We start from the raw sequence: 18,368 nt of genomic DNA, 5'->3' as shown, positions 1-18,368 counted from the left end.
AGTCTCAGTCCTTGGCGGAGACGTTCAGCTCGGCGAAGAAGTCGTTGCCCTTGTCATCCACGACGATGAATGCGGGGAAGTCCACGACCTCGATCTTCCACACAGCCTCCATGCCGAGCTCGGGGTACTCGAGCACTTCCACCTTCTTGATGCAGTCCTGGGCCAGCCGGGCCGCGGGGCCGCCGATGCTGCCCAGGTAGAAGCCGCCGTGCTTCTTGCACGCCTCGGTGACGGCCTTGGAGCGGTTGCCCTTGGCCAGCATCACCAGGCTGCCGCCGTTCGACTGGAACAGGTCCACGTAACTGTCCATGCGCCCAGCCGTGGTGGGACCGAAGCTGCCCGACGCCATGCCCTGCGGCGTCTTCGCCGGACCCGCGTAGTACACCGCGAAGTCCTTCAGGTACTGCGGCAGGCCCTCGCCCCGATCCAACCGCTCCTTGAGCTTCGCGTGGGCAATGTCGCGCGCGACAATCACCGGCCCGGACAGCGACAGGCGCGTCTTCGTCGGGTAGCGGCTGAGCTCGGCCCGGATGTCCGACATGGGCCGGTTCAGATCGATCTTCACCACCTCGCCGCCCAGCTGCGTGTCCGTGGTCTCCGGCAGGTACTTGGCCGGATCCGTCTCGAGCTGCTCCAGGTAGATGCCGCTCTTCGTGATCTTGCCCACCGCCTGCCGATCCGCGGAGCAGGACACGGCGATGGCCACCGGGCAGCTGGCGCCATGGCGGGGCAGGCGGATGACGCGCACGTCATGGCAGAAGTACTTGCCGCCGAACTGCGCGCCGATGCCCATGCGGCGCGTGAGCTGGTGCACCTTCTCCTCCAGCTCCACGTCGCGGAAGCCGCGGCCCAGGTTGTTGCCGCTGGTGGGCAGCGTGTCCAAGTAGCGGGCCGAGGCGTACTTGGCCGTCTTGAGCGCGAACTCGGCCGAGGTTCCGCCCACGACGATGGCCAGGTGGTACGGCGGGCATGCGGCGGTGCCCAGCGAGCGGATCTTCTGATCCAGGAACTTCATCAGGCTGTCCGGGTTGAGCAGTGCCTTGGTCTCCTGGAACAGGTAGCTCTTGTTCGCCGAGCCGCCGCCCTTGGCCATGAAGAGGAACTTGTAGGCGTCGCCGTCGGTTGCGTAGAGCTCGATCTGGGCGGGGAGGTTGTTGCCGGTGTTGGCCTCCTTGTACATGTCCAGCGGCGCCAGCTGCGAGTAGCGCAGGTTCGTCGAGGTGTACGTCTCGAAGACGCCCCGGGAGATGGCCTCCTCGTCATTGCCGCCGGTGAGGACGTACTGGCCTTTCTTGCCCATCACGATCGCCGTGCCGGTGTCCTGGCAGGAGGGCAGCACGCGGCCCGCGGCGATGTTGGCGTTCTTCAGCAGCTCCAGGGCCACGAAGCGGTCGTTGGAGGTGGCCTCGGGGTCCTTGAGGATGTGGGCCAGCTGCTGCAGGTGGCCGGGGCGCAGCAGGTGGGCGATGTCGCGCATCGCCTCGCGGGTGAGCAGGGTGAGCGCCTCGGGGGCCACTTGGAGGAAGGTCTTCCCGTTGGCCTCGAAGGTGGAGACGTGGTCCTTCGTCAGCAGTCGGTACGGGGTGGTGTCCTCGCCCAGCGGCAGCATGTCCTGGTAGGTGAAAGCGCTCACGGTGTGGTCCTCGCGAGAGAAGGGCTCTCAGTTAGCACAGCTTGGGCTTGCTCGCGCCGGGTCCTGCGAGCAACCCGTCAGCCCATGAAAGGGAGGCCAGAAGCGCTGCTTGCCCCCCTTGCGGGCGATCCTCACCTCGTCTTCATGGCTTTCAACGCCATCCGATCCACGAACCCGGGCGCCACCAGCTTGAGGAACAGGCCCACTTTCCCCTTGGCCGTCATCACCACCTCGCGGTCGCGGCGCTCGATGGCGCGGACGATCTGCGCCACGCAGGTGTGCACGTCCATGGTGTCCTGGCTCTCGTCCCTGCGGCTGCGCCCCACCGGCTTTCCATCCGGTCCCAGCGCATTGTCGCGGATGGGGGTGGCCACGAAACCCGGGGACACCACCAGGACGTCCACCCCCGTGCCCAGCAACTCCACGCGCAACGAGTCGAAGAAGCCCTGCATGGCGTGCTTGCTGGCCGCGTAGGCCGTGCGCTGAGGCACGCCCGTCTTCCCCGTGAGCGAGGAGATGGCCACCGCCATCCCCTTGCGCGCCTTGAGGTGGGGCAGGGCGTGGTAGGTGCAGTAGACGGCGCTTAGGTAGTTCACCCGCATGATGCGCTCGTACATCGACAGGTCCGTCACGTCTTCGAGCCGCCCCCACATCGTCACGCCGGCGTTGTTCACCAGCACGTCGATGCTGCCGAACGCCTCCACCGTGCGTTCCACCAGCTTGCGGCACGCCTCCTGATCGGACACATCCGTGGGCACGCTGAGGGCACGCCCTCCGGCCTCCTCGCAGCGCTTTGCCACCTTGGCGAGTTCCTCCTCCCGCCGGGCCGCGAGCACCACGTTCGCGCCCCGTGAAGCGAGCACCACGGCGAGTTCCTCGCCAATCCCGGACGAAGCCCCGGTGATGATGACGGTCTTCCCTTGCATGCTGGCCATCCAACCATTCTTCCAGAGGCGCGGGGCAGGGCGAGCGCTTTTTCCAGGTAGCCCGGGGCTCGCCCGCCTAGATTCCATCTCTGCGATGGATACCCCCGCCCCCGAGACACGCGCTCCCCTGGCCGCCCTGCTTCCTCCCCGCGGCTCGCCGCCGCTGAGCTCCGACGAGATCCTCAACCGCTTCGTCGGTTACGTGACCTCCTACGGCCTGGAGCTCTACCCAGCGCAGGAGGAGGCCATCCTCGAACTGCTGGCGGACAAGCACCTGTTCCTCAAGACGCCCACGGGCTCGGGCAAGTCGCTGGTGGCCACGGCGCTGCACTTCAAGGCCATGGCTGAGGGCAAGGTCTCCTTCTACACCTGCCCCATCAAGGCGCTGGTGAACGAGAAGTTCTTCGCGCTCTGCGAGGCGTTCGGCCCGGAGAACGTGGGCATGCTCACGGGCGACGCCAGCATCAACCGCGAGGCCCCCATCATCTGCTGTACGGCGGAGATCCTCGCCAACCTGGCCATGAGGGACTCACGCGCCCGGGTGGACTACGTCGTCATGGACGAGTTCCACTACTACTCGGACAAGGATCGTGGCACCGCGTGGCAGATTCCGCTGCTGGCGCTGCCCCAGACGACGTTCCTGATGATGTCGGCCACGCTGGGCGACACGCACATCATCGAGGAGGGTCTGCTCAATCTCACCGGCAAGGAAGTGGTGTCGGTGCGCAGCTCGCAGCGCCCGGTGCCGCTGGACTTCGACTACCGAGAGACACCGCTCCACGAGACGATCCAGGAGTTGGTGGCGCAGAAGAAGTACCCCATCTACCTGGTGAACTTCTCGCAGCGGGCGGCGGCGGAGCAGGCGCAGAACCTCATGTCGGTGGACTTCTCCACCAAGGAAGAGAAGGAGGCCATCCGGCAGGCGCTGATGGACGCGCCCTTCGACACGCCGTACGGCAAGGAGTTCCAGCGCTTCCTGCGCCACGGGGTGGGCATGCACCACGCGGGCCTGCTGCCCAAGTACCGGCTGCTGGTGGAGAAGCTGGCGCAGTCGGGGCACCTGAAGGTCATCTCCGGCACGGACACGCTGGGCGTGGGGGTGAACATCCCCATCCGCACGGTGCTCTTCACCCAGCTGTTCAAGTTCAACGGCGAGAAGCTGGCCACGCTGAGCGTGCGCGACTTCAAGCAGATCGCCGGCCGGGCGGGGCGCAAGGGCTTCGATGATCAGGGCAGCGTGGTGGCGCAGGCGCCGGACCACGTCATCGAGAACATCAAGCAGAAGAAGAAGGAGGCGGAGGGCAAGAAGAAGGCGCCCATGGCCAAGCCGCCGCAGAAGGGCTACGTCCACTACGACAAGAGCACCTTCGAGCGCCTGCAGAACGGCATCCCCGAGCCGCTGGAGTCGCGCTTCGAGGTGACCCACGGACTGCTGCTCAACCTGCTTCAGAGCGACATGACGGAGGGCAGCGGCGGGTACCGGCGGCTGGTGCAGCTCATCGGGCGGACGCACGACTCGGACTACCTGAAGCGCAAGCACCTGAGGACGGCGGCCAGCCACTTCCGGACGCTGCGCAGCGCGGGCATTGTCACCGTGGAGAAGCACCCGGGCCACGCAGTGGTGAAGGTGGCGGAGGATCTCCAGCGGGACTTCTCGATGAACCACACGCTGTCGCTGTACCTGCTGGACACGTTGGAGAAGTTGGATCCCACCCTGGAGACGTACGCGCTGGACGTGGTGACGCTGGTGGAGTCCATCCTGGAGAACCCGGAGGTGGTGCTCTACGCGCAGCTCAACCAGCTCAAGGGAGAGAAGGTCCAGGAACTGAAGGCGCAGGGCGTGGAGTACGACGACCGGATGGAGGAGCTGGAGAAGTTGGAGTGGCCCAAGCCGAACCGGGACTTCATCTACGCCACATTCAACGAGTTCGCGAAGAAGCACCCCTGGGTGGGGCAGGAGAACATCCGGCCCAAGTCCATTGTGCGGGACATGTTCGAGCGCTTCATGTCTTTCCACGACTACGTGCGCGAGTACGGCCTGCAGCGCAGTGAGGGCGTGCTGTTGCGTTACGTGGGCGACGTCTACAAGGCGCTGGTGCAGACGGTGCCCGAGCGCTTCAAAGACGAGACGGTGGAGGACTTCATCGACCACCTGCGGGCCACGCTGCGGCAGGTGGACTCGAGCCTGCTGGACGAGTGGGAGCGCATGCGCAACCCGGAGGCGGTGCTGACGCCGAAGCCGGTGGTGGAGCTCAAGCCCAAGGAGCTGACGGAGGACCCGAAGGCGTTCGCGGCCCGGGTGCGCGAGGAGCTGCACCGGCTGCTCCGGGCGCTGGGGCAGAAGCGCTACATGGACGCGCTGGGGATGCTGGACGTGACGCTGGGGGAGTGGACAGCGCCGAAGCTGGAGCAGGCGATGGCGCCGTACTTCGAGGAGCACAAGGTGGTGGTGCTCACCCCGGCGGCGCGCCGGCCGGGCCTGACGTTTCTCAAGGAGACGGGCACGCGGCTGTGGGAGGTGCAGCAGCGCATCATGGACCCCGAGGGCCACGGCGACTGGTTGCTGGACTGCGAAATCGACTTGCGAGGCCGCAAGCTGGACGACGGGCCCATCCTCATCCTGCGGCGCATCGGGACGTGAGCACTGTTCAAGCTGAAGCCATCGCTGGGGCTATCAGTGGTTGAATGGGTCTACGGCATGTAGGGGTAGCGTGCGAGGACGCGCCCATCGGGCGATACGGCGTACAACTCGAGCCAATCGAATCCGAGATTCGCGCCTTTGTTCCAGCCGCACTTGTCCGCTCGCCGGTTGATGCGGACAAAATATAGCCCTCCCTCTTCGCCGACGATGACCTCCATGCCTTTGGCCGAGTATTCGCAGGTACTCGCATATTCCTTGGGAGCGCGTGAGAGCACCTGTTGAAGCGCAGCATGGGCCGCCAGCACTGCAGGTCCGTCCAGCGTGGCCAAAGGACGAAGATCCTTCGGCCAGCGAATCGCATTGGCCGTCTCGGGGGGAGGCCCAGGCGTGCCTGCATCGACGCTTGGGGGAGGGCGGTCGGGCGGAGGCGTGACGATGCCCGCATCCGGCGCTGGCGTCGAAGTCCCCCCGTCCGCCATGAGAGAGACGAGCAGGATGAGGTAGTGCGGCTTCAGCATGCTGTCACCAACGGGTTACGACGCACTCATAGGACTTCGGGAGAGCATTTCGGAGGAGGGATGGCAGGTCATCAGGGACTCCATCCGAACTCGTGAGAACGACGGGCACCTCGTCGTGCTGCCAAGGGCCCGGAGCCACTACCAACTTGGCATGGCTCTCCAATCTCGGCAGTTCACTATGCACGAAGTATTTCCGGGGACTCGTGCAGGCCAGTCCAAGCGCTAGCGTCGGCAGGCAGATTTGCCGCAGATGATGTCGAGTGGACCTCATGCAACCTTCACCGCTTGGGAAAGGCCTCCGTCAGCAGGCTCGCTAGGGTGGGAGTCTAGCTGAGAGGCAGCTCGACGAAGAAGGTGGCCCCTCTTCCCGGCTCGCTCTCGACCCAGATCTTGCCGTGGTGCGCCTCGACGATTTGCCGCGTGATGAAGAGCCCCAGGCCCAGCCCTCCGTAGTTGTGGGAGGCGGCTCGCTCGAAGCGCTCGAAGATCCGCCGCTGCGCTTCGTGCGAGATGCCAATCCCCCCGTCCGAGACGCGCAGCAGCGCCCTCCCGTCCTGGAGCGTGCTCGTCAGCCGGATGGGCCTGCCTGCCCCGTACTTCATCGCGTTCGTCAGCAGGTTGAGCATGACCTGCTCCAGGCGAAGGCGATCCCACTCCCCCGACACCGGCTCTTTCGCCTCCAACTCGAGCTTGCAGCCGCTCCTGTCGAGCTGCTCCCGGAGGTGATCCGCGACGAGCCGGGCCAGCGCCGCCAGGTCCGTTGGCTCCAGGTGCAGGTCCAGCCGGCTCTCGTTGATACGCGAGACATCCAGGAGGTTCTCCACCAGGTCCGCCAGCCGCCGCATCTGGCCCTGGAAGATGGGAAGCATGTCCGAGAGCCTCGCGGCAAGCCGGGAGTCCGGGGGCTGCTGCGCGAGCGCGCGCTCCAGTTGCTGCACGCGCAGCTTCATGGAGGTGAGCGGAGTCTTCAGCTCGTGCGAGGCGATGGACAAGAACTCGTCCCGGGCCCGGATGGACTCTTGGGCCTTCCGGTAGAGCTGCGCGTTGTCGAGCGTGAAGGCCACCCGACACCCCAGCTCCTTCGCGAGGGCCAGATCCGCCGGAGCGTCCGTGTCGCACCACCGCGCGGAGGCCAGGCACAGCACGCCCAGGCAGCGGCCCCGCGCGTAGAGCGGCACGTGGAGGCACCGATGCCCCCGGAGTGTCCTCAGCTCCTCCCAGGGCCTATCGGCCTCATCCACGTGGCGCAGCAAGCCAATTCCCCCTATCCCGATCGAGGGCTCGCCCATGCACCGCTGGGCGGGGCACAAGAGCGCATCCGCTGGGGGAGGATGGAACTGGAGGAACTCGCGCAAGCAGCGGGCCCGCGCTTCGGAGACGTCGGCGATCGCCACGGGCCGCAGAGAGGTGTCCCCCGCTTGCAGCGCGATGACACACAGATCCGCCACGGTCGGGACCGCCAACGCCGCGACGCGCTGGAGCGTGGCCTCATCGTCAAGGGAGGTGACCAGCTCGCGGCTGGCCTCATCCAGGAGACGCTGCGCCATCTCCCTCCGCTTGCGCTCGGTCACGTCGATGATCACGGCCAGGGAGCGGACGATGGCTCCCTGCGCATCCCGCTCCGCGATGGCGGACAGCAGGATGTCGATCTCCCCGCCGTCCTTCTTCACGACCCGGTATGGGACGTCCTGGCACTTTCCCGTCTGGAAGTACCGAGGGAGGACCACCTCCAGGGCATACTTGCGGGACTCGGGCGTCAGGAACTCCACGGACTTGCGGCCGAGCACCTCCGAGCGCTCGTAGCCGAGCTTCTCCAGCCAAAAGTCGCTCACGCTGAGGAGCCGCCCCTCCTGGTCGATGGAGTGCATCATCACAGGGGTGCTGCTGTAGAGGGAGCGGTACTCCTCTTGGCTCTTGCGCAGCGCCTCCTCCGCCTTCCGGGTGCCCGTGACTTCGTTGAAGACGGCCACGCCACCGAGCACCTTGCCGGCCTTGTCCCGGAGCGGGCGGGTAGTCACGAGCACCCAGGCCCCCGAGGGCTTCAGGGCCGATCTCAGGAAGATCTCCACCCTGTCGACAGCCTCGCCTCGGATGGCCCGAGCGAGCGGCAGCTCCTCCGCTGGGTACAAGGTGACTTGATCCGGCAGGTAGAGCCCGTAGTGCTCCGGCCATTGAGCCAGAGGAACCCCGATGGCCGCCTGCCCCAGGAACTGCTCCGCCGCAGGGTTGAGGAGCGCCGTGCGTCCGCACTCGTCCGCCACCACCACGGCTTCGGCCATGCTGGAGAAGACGGACTCGAGGATCTGGCTCAGCTCAGGGCAGACGTGCTCGGCGTCGGCCTGCTCCTGCCCCTCCGCAACCTCGAGGAGCGAGGCCAGGTCCTGGAACTCCAGAGGGCTGGGCGGCTCCTTCATGGGCAGCGCAAGGTGAGCCGAGGGGCTGCCCCCCCAGGCATGCCCTAGGGAGCAGGAAGGCGCCCCCTCCGCAGGTGTTCCTCCCCCGAGGCGGTCCCCGGGGAAAGGGGCCTTCATCTCCCAGGAGGATGGGCTTGACTGGGCGCGCGCGCCACCTCAGGCCTGGGCGCTCGCGGAGTGGACGCGCAACCCCCCATGCGTGACGGTGATGAGCGGGCGGCCCATCCAGCCGCAGTGCTTGCAGACTCCGCTCGGGCCCGCCGCGCTGACGCGCACCGGCAGGTCCGCGCCACAGGCCGGGCAACCCTCTGGAATCGTGTAGTCCCGCGTGGGTGTGTGCACTTCGGTCATGTCTTTGAGGTAACGCGGATTGGAGGGGACGCAATGGAGGGAGGGCCACGCGACTCCCTGCGCTTGTGGGAAGCGGCTCGGCTGCTCTCCTGGCGGACAGGCGATAAGTCCAGGCGAGGCCTTCGGGACTGAGGTGCGGCAAGCATTGGGATGCCCGCTCGGGTCATTGTTGCACTGGGTCGGCGGCCTCACCGTGCGGCTCATGCGAGCATGCGCTTCGAACTGGCGGAGGCTGCTGTCAGGGCCCATTTGCGCTCTGCTGTGGTTGGTGCTCGGCGTAGGTGTCCTGAGAGCCGATCCGCCCGGCGGGCCGCAGTTCGCGAAGTCCCCAGGCACGGCCTCGGCTGAGGTGATTCCTCCCGGTGTCACGGTCATCACCTTCTCCTTCGCGGATACCAAGAAGAGCCAGACTCGGGTAGGGCCCCTCTTCGCGCGGTACGGGATGCACTCGACCTTCTACCTCTCGAGCGGGCGCATCGGCCACGGCAGCGGCTATCTCTCCTTGGCGGACGTGCGAACGCTGGCCGCCGCGGGGCACGAGATGGCCAGCCACACCATTGACCATGTGAATCTGGAGCGCGTGTCTCTGGAGGAGGCCCGGCACCAGATCTGCGATGACCGGGCGAACCTGATGGCGATGGGGCTTCAGGTGAGTTCCTTCTCCTATCCCTTCGGCGAGGACACGCCGGCGGCGAGGCAGGTCCTCATCGACTGCAACTTCACCAATGCCCAATCCACCGGGGGGCTCCGCAACCCCCATAGTTGCGCGACTTGTCCCCCTGTCGAGACGATTCCACCGCTGGATGGGTTTCGCATCCGAAGCCCTCCTTCGATCAAGAGCGATTGGACACTCAGGGATCTGCAGGAACTCGTGCTCCAGGCGGAGGCAGCGGGAGGCGGCTGGGTGCTGATCTCGCTGCACGACATTTGCGATGAGTGCGACACCTACACAATCTCCGAGCCGTTGCTGGAGTCTTTTCTCGCCTGGCTGGCGCCGCGCGCCTCCCGGGGAACGGTCGTGCTGACCATGCAAGAGGTCCTCGGTGGGGCCGTGAAGCCTCCGCTCTATGCCGACGGCGGCACGTTTCTCTTCGACGCGGGAACCTCAGGCGATGGAGAAATCCTGGAGGGGGGATTCCCAGGCGCGGGAGTTCTGGATGAGGAGTTCCCAAGTGCAGGGATGGGAGGGGACTGACTCCGGAACTTCCCCGGAAGCCAAGACGGTCGCTCAGCCGCGGCGGCAGGCCATGGCGCCATCCTGGGAGCGGAAGAAGGCCGCGGCCAAGTCTCTGCCCACGGCGCCGCACAGCACGTCGAAGGTGCGACGCCGTGCGCCACCCGTATGCTGTGGGGTGCGCGAGAGCGTCTCTGGGTGCCGGGCGAAGACGTTGTAGCCGACGATGCACCCGTCCGAGCGCAGCACGGTGATGCCATCCGTGGACATCATCCCGCGCAGCAGCTGCGCCATGGAGCGCACCGTGCCGGCCTCGGTCTCCGAGCCCGCCAGGAAGCGGGCAATGGGGGCGATGGTGTCGAGTGGCTCGGGCAGCAGGAGGCCGTCCACGAAGAGGCTCGAGCTGCCGCGCGCCTTGGGGAGCACCGCGACGAGCGTGCCGTGCGAGGACTGGATCACCTCGAAGAGGACATGGCGGTAGAAGTCCCGGGCCGCGTTGCGCAGCTCCGCGGGCACATCCTCCGTGACGGCCTGGGCCAGCTCGTCGAGCGTGGCTGTCGGCGTGACGGGATCCACCCGGGCGCCCGAGAGGTAGATGTGCTTGTGCAGGCCCGTCGCTCCGCGAAGCTCGATGACGTTCTCGGCCAGCTGCAGCAGGCCCACCACGTGCAGCGAGCGGTCCGCGTTGCGGCTCATTCGCTCGAAGGGCGTCTCCAGAAGAGGGAAGGGATCCGTCCGGAAGATGCCGTACGAGAGCCCCTCGGGCACCAGCCACAGGTACAGCGCCCACCATCGCCCCTGGCCGAGCGGTGCGCACTGCTTGAGCGCGCGCTGGATGGTCTCCTTCGTCCGAGGGCCCGAGCCAATGGCAATGGGGCCCTCGCCGCCGAGCATCTTGAGCATGGGGCCCAGGTCATCGCCGAGGAAGACCATGGGGAACAGCGGCTCTCCCTCCTCGCGGTAGCGGGAGAGGGTGACAATGAGCTCCCCGAGCGCGTCCGCCATGTCCGCGCCGCCCAGCCCAGTCTCTCGGAGCACCCCCTGGACGGCGTCGGTGAGCAGGTGCCGGAACGAGAGGACTTCGGGAGAGCCTTGGATGAGTGAGGAACGATCCATGTGGGGGACTCAACACAGTGTAACGCGAGCCGCGCCCTGCGCGGGTGGCTGCTTGCCGCAGCGCGACATGAAAATCCCGCTAAGTTGCTTTTGCCAGTTTCCGGGAGGGCCCGGTACGTTGCACGCCCCCACTGCGTGAGGCCGAGCCCTCGGCCTCCGGAGGTTTCCATGCACATGCATTCCAGGACAGGGTGGCTTCAAGCCGCGCTCTGCGCCGTGTTGCTCGGCGCGAGCGGTGCTCAAGCCGCCGTCGGAGTGGTCTTCGTTCACGGCACAGGTGATCAGAGCGTCGGCTCGGCAACGAGCGGCTACTGGACGCAGTCCGCCATCGACACCATGCGTAACGGCCGGCCCTATCTCATCATCGGCTATCCCGGCGCCACGTGCGCGGGCTTCAGCCAGTGTAGCTGGGGGCCGATCGTCGATCAGATCGTCCCGTGGATGAACGCCAACAACATCACCAGCTTTACGGTCATCACCCACTCGAACGGCTCGAGCCCCATCCGCTACATGCTGGGCCACACCGGCGCGGTGAGCCCCAACGGCAACACGGTCGACTCGGTGACGAGCCGCATCTCGCAGGTCATCTTCTCGGCGCCTGATCTGAAGGGCACGCCGCTGGCCAACCAGGTGACGACGAGCGGCTCGTTCCTCAACATCGCCAACAGCGTCGTCGAGTTCTTCGGTGGCGGCAGCTACAACAACCCAGCCGTGGTGCAGCAGCGCTTGGACAACATGTCCGTCTACAACTCCAACGGCACCTTCGCGGGTGGCGCAGGGGCGACGACGGTGGGCGGCAAGCCCATCTCGGTGGTGCGCGGCAAGGCCGTCTACGCCAACCTCTTCTCGAGCGATGCGCACTGCGGCGGCTACCTTTACAGCATCGGCCTGAAGGCGGCGGCGCTGCTCGGCTGGGGCAGTTTCAGCGCGGCCACGGACGGCTTCATCGGCGCCGACAGCTCGGGCTACTTCGGCAACATCATCATCGACGACGCGCGCCTCAACCACCACCAGTCGCGCCGGGGCTGCCACAACAGCGGCTACCTCGTCGGCCAGAAGGTGGCCAGCGCGCCCATCCCCGCTCCGGGCAACCAGACCTACGCCCCCGAGACCAACGTGGCGGCCGCGGGGCAGGCCTGCAACAACTACTACTCGGGCTACGCCACGGACTTCATGACGAACCACACCGTGTGGAAGTACGGGTGCTCGAGCAGCATGCTCACCAACGGCTACCCCGAGCCTGACTGCCTCATCGCCTACGGGTACGCGAGCAGCTACAAGGTTCCCAGCACGGCCAGCTGGAACCCCTACCTGAACCCCGCCAACTATCCAACGTACAGCACGGTATGCCCCGACTCGTGGCATGGCGATGGTATCTGCGACGCGTGCCTGGTGGCCAAGTACGGCTTCGATGCCACCACCGGCTCCACCGGCGCCAATGACTGCGTGCAGGCGCCGCCGGGCGGCTCCAACTGGTGCGGGGCTCTCGCCTACGACACCTATTGGGGTGTTCATAACTACACCGTCGTCCGGGCCCTTCACTGAGCCCGAACAGGAGACAGATCATGACCTCTCATCGTTCCGTTGTTCGGATGGCTGGCCTCGGGCTGGCGGTTGCCTTCCTCGGGGGTTTCACGCCGGAGCCCGCCGTGAATTCCAAGCTGCGCAGCACCGCGAGCACTCCGCTCGCCGCGGGTGATGTGGCGCCGGGCCGCCTCTTCGCGCGAGATGCGCGCGAGGGCGTGGCCCCGGGCCTCGTCTCGGTGTCCAACCCCACGGCGCCCGAGCCGCTGGCAGCGCCGGCTGTGCCAGAGACACGGCGGTCGAAGTCCACGCTGCTGCACGTGGCTCCGGGCTCGGCGGCCACCCAGCTGACGCTGCCCATCACCACGCCCGACGACGCGTGGGTGATGCTCATCCCCAAGGGCAGCGATGCCAAGGTGGCGGAGGAGGCGCTTCGGGATGTGGCGATGTTCGATGCGCGGGGCCTGCGTGCGGACGTGCGGGCGTCGCGGGACGGGAGCGCGCAGCTCGGCGCGGATGCGGACCGGCTCAAGGCCGAGGGCATCAGCAAGCCCATCTCGATGCTGCGCCTGAACCGCGAGATGGGGCAGGGGCTCTACAAGCTCCAGGTGGGCCCCAAGGCGGCCAAGGTGGGCCTGGCCGTGGAGATCCGTGAGCCGTCCTCGTCCATCGAGCTGGCGATTACTCCGTCGGCCATGCAGCTGTCTCCGGAGGCCGAGGGCTATGTGGCGGTGGAGCTCGGCTCGGACGTGGCGCTGGAGCGCGTGAAGGTGGAGGCGACGCTCTATACGCCGCGCTACGAGCGGGACCGCACGGTGCCGGTGGTGAAGGTGGGCAAGGAGTACCGGGCCATGGTGTCGCGGGTGATGACGGACCGGGACGAGACGGGCACGTGGATGGTGGAGGTGCACGCGACAGGTGTGGCCAACGGGCAGACCTTCGACCGCCTGGAGCAGACGGCGTTCGGCTACGTGGTGCCAACGGCGCGCATCGCCTCGGTGGGGCGTGAGCGGCTGGTGCGCGACGGGAGCGGCCGGGTGGAGGCGCTGGAGGTGGACGTGGTGGTGGAGAGCCAGGGGCTCGACCGCTACGAGGTGACGGGCACGCTGGTGGCCACGGATGGCAAGGGCATGGAGCGCGCGGTGGCCGAGGCGCAGGTGACGGATCAGCTGCGCGCGGGCTCGCACGTGCTGACGCTGCGCTTCGACGCGGGGCACGCGGGGCTGGCGAAGCTCGGTGGCAGCTACGCGCTGCGCGGGCTGCAGCTGTACTCGCTGGGCACCAACACGCTGTACCACCGGCTGAACCGGGGGCTGGATGTCCGCTTCCCGGCGGTGCGCGTGGAGGAGCTGGTGGCGCCGAAGCTGACGCCCGCCCTCGAGACGATGATGCGCGAGGACGCGTTCAAGGTCCGCGAGTAGTCAAGGCCGGGACCCGGTGGAGCGCTTGCGGGCGCTCCCCGGGTTTCGGTGGAGTGGAGGGGCAGACTCCGGTCGGCCCCAAACATTGACCACTCAGCAGTCCTCCGCCGGCGGATGTTGGCTGGTGGGAGCAAGTCCTGTGTGTGGGTAGCAGAGCGCTCCGCGCCTCCCTACCTCAGGCGCTCTCACTATGAGTCTGCTCTTGCTCACGGCCGTTGTGGTGTCCGCCAGTCCCGTGCCGGATGCGCAGCCTTGCGGCGAGCGGAGCTGCAGCTCGTGGTGCGCAAGTCCGAGCTTCAACAGGCACAGGTTCAGGCATTCCTCGCGGAGGCGGCATGCGATTGGTGAGTGTGGCGGGCGTTGGGTTGGCACTGCTGACTCTGGCCGCGTGTGGCAAGGCGCAGAGCGGTCCGCAGCAGGCTCAGCAGGGCGCGGCAGACCCCATGGCCGTGGAGGTGATCTCGCTGGCACCCGGAGAGGTGCGGGACACGAGTGAGTACCTGGGTCAGCTCCTCTCCCGGCAGAGTGTCTCCCTGCGTCCCCAGGTGTCCGGCTACGTGCAGAGCATTCGCGTGCGCCCGGGCGAGCAGGTGGAGAAGGGCCAGGTGCTGCTGGTGGTGGATCCCCGGCGGGAGCGCGCGGGGCTGTTGGCGGCGCAGGCCCAGCGCTCGTCGGCGGTGGCCAGCCGCGAGTACGCCCGGCAGACACGGGAGCGCGCCGCCCAGCTCCTCAAGGAAGGGCTGCTGAGCCGCCAGGACTATGAGCAGGCCGTGGCGCAGGCTCGCACGGCCGAGGCCAACGCCCGCGCCGCCGAGGCCCAGATCCAGGCCCAGCAGGTGGAGCTGGGCTACTTCGAAGTGCGAGCACCCTTCGCGGGGGTGGTGGGAAACATCCCTGTGAGGGTGGGGGACTCGGTCTCCCAGGAGACGGAGCTGACCCGCGTGGATCAGAGCCAGACGCTGGAAGTCTCCGTGCAGGTTCCGGTGGAGCGCGCCGCGAAGATTCAAGTGGGACGCACGGAGGTGGAGCTGCTGGACACGAAGGGGGAGCCCATTGTCACGGCCCCGGTCTTCTTCGTGGCGTCTACGCCGTCGGACGCCACCCAGCTGGTGGAGGTGAAGGCGGCTTTTCAGAACACGCTGGGGCTGCGCGCCGAGCAGGTCATCCCCACCCGCGTCATCTATGAGACGCGCCAGGCGCTGCTGCTGCCCACCTATGCGGTGTCCCGGCTCGGCAGCCAGGCCTTTGTCTTCACGGTCATTCCTGGGGATGGCGGCATGGTGTCGCAGCGCCAGCCAGTGCAGCTGGGGCAGATCCAGGGCAACTCCTACGAGCTGGTGGAGGGGCTGAAGCAGGGCACCCAGGTGGCTGTCAGCGGCGTGCAGCTGCTCCGGGATGGGCAGCCGGTGCAGCCGAAGCCAGCGTCGCCGCGAGGCAGTCAGGGGCCAGGGGTGGGCGGGGCTTCGGACGCGGGGCAGTGAGGGGCGCGCATGTTCACCGACTTCTTCATCAAACGGCCCATCTTCGCCTCGGTGTTGTCCATCCTCATCACGCTGGCCGGGGCCATCTCCATCCCCTCGCTGGCGGTGGAGCAGTACCCGGATCTCTCGGCGCCCCAGGTGACGGTCAACGCCACCTACCTGGGGGCGTCTGCCGAGGCGGTGGAGAGCTCCGTCACGACCGTCCTGGAGCGCGCGCTCAACGGCATCAAGGGCATGCGCTACATCACCTCGACGAGCACCAATGACGGGGCTTGCTCCATCACCGTCACCTTCGAGCCCGGGTACAGCGTCGACATCGCCGCGGTGGACGTGCAGAACCGTGTGGCCACCACCTCCGCGCGGCTGCCCGCCCAGGTCAACGCGCTGGGCATCACCATCAACAAGACCCAGTCCCAGTTGCTCGCGTCCTTCGGTCTGTACGATCCCGAGCAGCGCTATGATCGGGGCTTCATCAGCAACTACGCGGACGTGTACCTGCGGGACGCACTCCTGCGTGTGAAGGGCGTGGGCGACGTCCGCATCTTCGGCGAGCGGCGCTTCGCCATGCGGCTGTGGCTGGATCCCACGCAGCTGGCGCGGCGGAGCCTCACACCGCAGGACGTGGTGGCGGCGCTACGGGAGCAGAACCTGCAGGTGGGCGCGGGGCAGGTAGGGCAGCAGCCCGCTCCCGAGGGGCAGACGTACCAGTTCACCGTGCGAGCGCTGGGGCAGCTCACCACGCCCGAGGAGTTCAACGACATCGTGGTGCAGCGCGGGGCCGACGGCTCACTGGTGCGGCTGAGGGACGTGGGCCGCGCGGAGCTGGGGGCGGAGAACTACGCGCAGTTGCTGCGCTTCAATGGCCAGGAGGCGGTGGGCTTGGGCATCCTCCAACTGCCGGGCTCCAACGCGCTGGATGTGCGCGAGGGCGTGGTGAAGGAGCTGGAGCGGCTCAAGGCCACCTTCCCGCCGGGCCTCACCTACCAGCCCGCCTTCGACACCACGCGCGCGGTGCGGGAGTCCATCCACGAGGTGCTGCGCACCCTGGGAGAGGCCATCCTGCTGGTGGTGCTCGTCGTCTTCGTCTTCCTGCACGGCTGGCGCAGCGTGCTCGTGGTGGCGACGACGCTGCCCGTCTCGCTGGTAGGCACTTTCGCCTTCGCTCACGTGTTCGGCTTCTCCATCAACACGCTGACGTTGTTCGGGCTGACGCTGGCCACGGGCCTGGTGGTGGATGACGCCATCGTCGTCATCGAGAACGTCGAGCGCATCATGGAGGAGGACAAGGTGGATGCCCGCGAGGCCACGCACCGGGGGATGCGGCAGGTGTCTGGCGTGGTGGTGGCCGTGGCACTGGTGCTGAGCGCGGTGTTCGTCCCGGTGGCGCTCTTCCCAGGGACCACGGGCGTCATCTACAAGCAGTTCGCGCTCACGCTGGCCTTCTCCATTGGCTTGTCGGCGCTGGTGGCGCTCACGCTGTCTCCGGCCCTGGCCGCGCGGCTGCTGCGCCCCCACGAGGGGGAGAAATGGCGCGCGGCCCGCTGGGTGGAACGCTCGCTGGACGCGTTCCGTCATGCCTATGGACGGCTGCTCGGGAAGCTGCTCGGTCCGCTTCGGTGGGGGGTGCTGGCCGCCTTCGGGGTGTGCCTGGTGGTCACGGTGCTGCTCTACAAGTACACGCCCACTGGCTTCATCACCCCCGAGGATCAGGGCTACCTCATCGTCGCGGTGCAGGGGCCTGAGGGCACCTCGCTGGACTACACGCGGGGGGTGTTGCTCCAGACCGAGGAGGTGCTGCGCAAGCAGCCCGAGGTGTCGGATCTCTTCACGGTGGGAGGGTTCTCGCTGCTGGGCGCGGGCTCCAACACGGGCACGCTCTTCGTCAGCCTGAAGCCCTGGGCTGAGCGCGAGAAGGAGGAGCAGAGCGTCACGGCGCTGGTGGAGCGGCTGCGCGGGCAGCTCACGTCGATCGGTGGGGCGCGCGTGCTGCCCTTCCAGCCGCCGACGATCCGCGGGGTGGGCAGCGTGGGGGGCTTCGAGTTCATCCTCGAGGATCAGCAGGGAACCCACTCGCTGGAGGAGTTGGCGCAGGTGACTCAGCAGCTCGTGGGACAGGCCAACCGCTCGCCGGGGCTGCGGGGCGTGTTCTCCTCCTACTCGGCCAGCACGCCGCTGCTGGACGTGCAGGTGGATCGCGAGAAGGCCAAGGCGCTGGGCGTACCGCTGGACGAGATCTACTCCACGCTGTCGGTGTACCTGGGCAGCCAGTACGTGAATGACTTCACTTTCGCCAGCCGCGTGTACCGGGTGTACGTGCAGGCGGCGGTGCCGTTCCGCAACGAGCCGCGTGACATCAGCTCCTTCTATGTGCGCTCGGCGCAGGGGGAGATGGTGCCGCTGGAGGCGCTGGTGAAAGTGACGCCCGTGACGAGCGCGGCGAGCATTCAGCACTACAACCTCTTCCGCTCCGCGACGATCAACGGCCAACAGGCGCCCGGCGCGAGCACGGGCGATGCGCTGACCGCCATGGAGCAGGTGGCGCGGCAGAACCTGCCCGCGGGGTTCGCGTTCGAGTGGACGGGGCTCTCGCTCGAGCAGAAGGAGGCTGGCGGCAAGGTGCTCCTCATCTTCGGGCTGGGAGTCGTCTTCGTGTTCCTGGTGCTCTCGGCGCAGTACGAGAGCTTCGCGCTGCCACTGGTGGTGATGCTGGGCGTGCCGGTGGCGATGCTGGGAGCGCTGGGGCTGCAGAACCTGCGAGGACTGGCGAACGACGTGTTCTGCCAGGTGGGCTTGGTGATGCTGGTGGGCTTGTCCAGCAAGAACGCCATCTTGATCGTCGAGTTCGCCGAGCAACTGCGCGTTCAAGGCAAGGGCGTGGTGGAGGCGACGATTCACGCGGCGCAGACGCGGCTGCGGCCCATCCTGATGACGTCGTTCGCGTTCCTGCTCGGGGTGCTGCCGCTGGTGCTGGCGTCGGGGGCGGGCGCGAACTCGCGCAAGTCCCTGGGGACGGCGGTGTTCGGAGGGATGTTGCTGTCCACCTTCGTGAACCTGATCTTCATCCCAGTGCTGTACGCGCTGGTGGAGTCCGCACGCACGCGGGTTCTCAAGCACAGAGAGCACCACGGCAAGGGAGGTCCCCAGGGTCCAGTGGAGCAGGGGGCCTGAG

The 18,368-nt window shown here is 67.3% G+C and carries 12 protein-coding genes; 6 read left to right on the top strand and 6 right to left on the bottom strand.

Going from position 1 to position 18,368, the window contains the following annotated elements; genetic code table 11:
* Positions 1–4 precede the first annotated feature (4 nt).
* Together DB31_RS43715 and DB31_RS43710 are read right to left on the bottom strand one after the other, a co-directional pair.
* Positions 5–1,609, bottom strand: coding sequence for a fumarate hydratase (locus DB31_RS43715; RefSeq protein ID WP_083969254.1), 1,605 nt, complete (start codon positions 1,607–1,609; stop codon positions 5–7).
* A gap of 155 nt (positions 1,610–1,764) precedes the next feature.
* The gene (locus DB31_RS43710) at positions 1,765–2,568 is read right to left on the bottom strand and encodes an SDR family oxidoreductase (protein WP_044199848.1); all 804 of its coding nucleotides are present in this window, start codon (positions 2,566–2,568) and stop codon (positions 1,765–1,767) included.
* Between the two features lie 85 nt (positions 2,569–2,653).
* Here DB31_RS43710 and DB31_RS43705 point away from each other — a divergent pair, with 85 nt between their 5' ends.
* Entirely contained in the window at positions 2,654–5,200 is a 2,547-nt protein-coding gene (locus DB31_RS43705) for a DEAD/DEAH box helicase (protein WP_044199847.1), read from the top strand.
* Positions 5,201–5,250: 50 nt separating this feature from the next.
* Here DB31_RS43705 and DB31_RS51105 read toward each other — a convergent pair whose 3' ends face one another.
* The 3 genes from DB31_RS51105 to DB31_RS47465 form a co-directional block, all read right to left on the bottom strand.
* Positions 5,251–5,718, bottom strand: coding sequence for a hypothetical protein (locus tag DB31_RS51105; protein ID WP_240487296.1), 468 nt, complete (start codon positions 5,716–5,718; stop codon positions 5,251–5,253).
* Between the two features lie 326 nt (positions 5,719–6,044).
* Positions 6,045–8,132 (bottom strand): PAS domain S-box protein, encoded by a 2,088-nt coding sequence (locus tag DB31_RS43695; protein WP_169787173.1) that lies wholly within the window; start codon positions 8,130–8,132, stop codon positions 6,045–6,047.
* 156 nt (positions 8,133–8,288) lie between these two features.
* Positions 8,289–8,483: a hypothetical protein gene (locus DB31_RS47465; RefSeq protein ID WP_075306512.1), complete on the bottom strand. Its 195-nt coding sequence runs from the start codon at positions 8,481–8,483 to the stop codon at positions 8,289–8,291.
* 349 nt (positions 8,484–8,832) lie between these two features.
* Between DB31_RS47465 and DB31_RS43690 the strand changes: the two genes are divergently transcribed.
* Entirely contained in the window at positions 8,833–9,678 is an 846-nt protein-coding gene (locus DB31_RS43690) for a polysaccharide deacetylase family protein (RefSeq protein WP_240487294.1), read from the top strand.
* A 33-nt stretch (positions 9,679–9,711) separates the two neighbouring features.
* Here the strand turns inward: DB31_RS43690 and DB31_RS43685 are convergent, their stop codons facing one another.
* The gene (locus DB31_RS43685) at positions 9,712–10,773 is read right to left on the bottom strand and encodes a hypothetical protein (protein WP_044199845.1); all 1,062 of its coding nucleotides are present in this window, start codon (positions 10,771–10,773) and stop codon (positions 9,712–9,714) included.
* A gap of 168 nt (positions 10,774–10,941) precedes the next feature.
* On the opposite strand from DB31_RS43685, the gene DB31_RS43680 reads away from it, so the two are divergent.
* The 4 genes from DB31_RS43680 to DB31_RS43665 all read left to right on the top strand — a co-directional run bounded on the left by DB31_RS43680 (position 10,942) and on the right by DB31_RS43665 (position 18,367).
* On the top strand, positions 10,942–12,318 hold the full coding sequence (locus DB31_RS43680) for a hypothetical protein (RefSeq protein ID WP_044199843.1): 1,377 nt from the start codon (positions 10,942–10,944) through the stop codon (positions 12,316–12,318).
* Positions 12,319–12,338: 20 nt separating this feature from the next.
* A complete protein-coding gene (locus DB31_RS43675; RefSeq protein WP_157232498.1) occupies positions 12,339–13,718 on the top strand; it encodes a DUF4785 family immunoglobulin-like domain-containing protein in 1,380 nt (459 codons plus the stop codon).
* A 335-nt stretch (positions 13,719–14,053) separates the two neighbouring features.
* Positions 14,054–15,199: an efflux RND transporter periplasmic adaptor subunit gene (locus DB31_RS43670; protein WP_044199839.1), complete on the top strand. Its 1,146-nt coding sequence runs from the start codon at positions 14,054–14,056 to the stop codon at positions 15,197–15,199.
* 9 nt (positions 15,200–15,208) lie between these two features.
* Entirely contained in the window at positions 15,209–18,367 is a 3,159-nt protein-coding gene (locus DB31_RS43665; protein WP_044199837.1) for an efflux RND transporter permease subunit, read from the top strand.
* Position 18,368 lies beyond the last annotated feature (1 nt).

Source organism: Hyalangium minutum (assembly GCF_000737315.1).
GTDB classification, from domain to species: Bacteria; Myxococcota; Myxococcia; order Myxococcales; family Myxococcaceae; genus Hyalangium; species Hyalangium minutum.
This window is presented reverse-complemented; position numbering and strand designations above follow the sequence as displayed.